A 1585-nucleotide genomic window follows, 5' to 3' on the forward strand; every position below is an offset into this window, starting at 1 on the left:
TGAAGAATTCGACCTTCTTTTAATCGCAAACCAAATCATCCAAGAGCACGATGATTACATTGACAGAATGCGAGCGACAAGCGTAGAAGAAAAAGACGGGGTTTTGGTATTTAAAGGTGAGTACTTCCTTGATGACAAAGGCTTACCAACCGCAAATACTACGGCAGTATTCAATATGTTCAAATACTTAGCCCATCACCTTTCTAAAGAATTTACGCTGATCAAATAACAGCAAATTAAGACAAAAAAGCCAGAGCATCATCGCTCTGGCTTTTCAGTTAGAGATCTAGCAGCTCAACGCTTTAAGCTTGTCGAAATAATCCGGGAATGTTTTGGACGTACATTTAGGGTCATTAATCGTCACTGGTGTATCGCTTAACGCCACCAGAGAAAAGCACATCGCCATACGATGATCATCGTAGGTATCAATCGCCGCATGTTTAAGGTGAGGTACTGGTTTAACGATGATGTAATCCTCACCTTCTTCCACTTCCGCACCAACTTTACGAAGCTCTGTTGCCATTGCAGACAAACGATCGGTTTCTTTTACACGCCAGTTATAAACATTGCGAATTGCCGTGGTACCTTCAGCAAACAAAGCCGTCGTCGCGATGGTCATTGCTGCATCTGGAATATGGTTGTAATCCATATCGATGCCCTTAAGCTTCCCGACGCGGGAAATAACGTAATCATCGCCCCATTCAATCTCTGCGCCCATTTTTTCTAGCGCATCAGCAAATTGAATATCACCTTGGATGCTATTTTTACCGATGCCAGTTACTTTGACTTCACCGCCTTTGATTGCTGCCGCAGCTAAAAAGTAAGAGGCCGACGAAGCATCCCCTTCCACAAGAAAATCACCAGGCGCAACATAGTGTTGACCCGCTGGAATCACAAACTCTTGATAGTCGTTGTTGATCACTTCAACACCGAACTGCTTCATGATATGCAGCGTAATATCAATGTAAGGCTTTGATACCAAATCACCTTCAATCTTAATACGCACTTCGCCTTCGGCAAGTGGTGCAGACATCAAAAAAGCCGTGAGAAACTGACTAGAAATAGAACCATCAATCGACACTGTGCCTGCTTTCAGACCAGTACCGACAATCTTTAGTGGTGGGTAGTTTGTGTTTTCCAGATATTCAATATCTGCTCCCGCCTCTTGCAATGCAGTCACAAGATGACCAATTGGTCGTTCTTTCATACGAGGCTCGCCAGTAAGCACATATTCACCTTGGCCAACACAAAGTGCGGCTGCTAAAGGTCGCATGGCTGTGCCCGCATTGCCCAGAAAGAGCTCGACAGGTTCTGATACTGAGAACGGACGACCAAGGCCTTCAACCACACATTCTGTTTTATCTGCAGATAATGTGTACTTCACGCCTAGTTTAGTGAGTGCGTTTAGCATGTGACGAATGTCGTCACTATCGAGAAGGTTGGTGAGACGAGTCGTCCCCTTTGCTAATGCAGCGAGTAAAAGTGCTCGATTAGAAACACTTTTGGAACCAGGAAGGTTCACTTCCCCTTGAATTTTATTGATAGGTTGTAACGTTAGGCTTTCCATTAAAAGTTGATAATCCTT

Annotated in this window: 2 protein-coding genes; one reads left to right on the forward strand and one right to left on the reverse strand. The window is 44.2% G+C overall.

What is annotated here, in order from left to right; genetic code table 11:
* Nucleotides 1-229 (forward strand): YciN family protein (locus tag R7M72_RS24430; RefSeq protein WP_318056379.1); only part of this gene is annotated, 229 nt, incomplete at its 5' end.
* 57 nt (nucleotides 230-286) lie between these two features.
* Here R7M72_RS24430 and aroA read toward each other — a convergent pair.
* Entirely contained in the window at nucleotides 287-1567 is a 1281-nt protein-coding gene (gene aroA, locus R7M72_RS24435) for a 3-phosphoshikimate 1-carboxyvinyltransferase (RefSeq protein ID WP_005495880.1), read from the reverse strand.
* Nucleotides 1568-1585 lie beyond the last annotated feature (18 nt).

Source organism: Vibrio sp. YT-18, assembly GCF_033337345.1.
GTDB lineage: Bacteria > Pseudomonadota > Gammaproteobacteria > Enterobacterales > Vibrionaceae > Vibrio > Vibrio alginolyticus.

Excerpts from the sequence above, each read along its gene's own strand:
- aroA (WP_005495880.1), bottom strand. The coding sequence starts at position 1,567 with ATGGAAAGCCTAACGTTACAACCTATCAATAAAATTCAAGGGGAAGTG.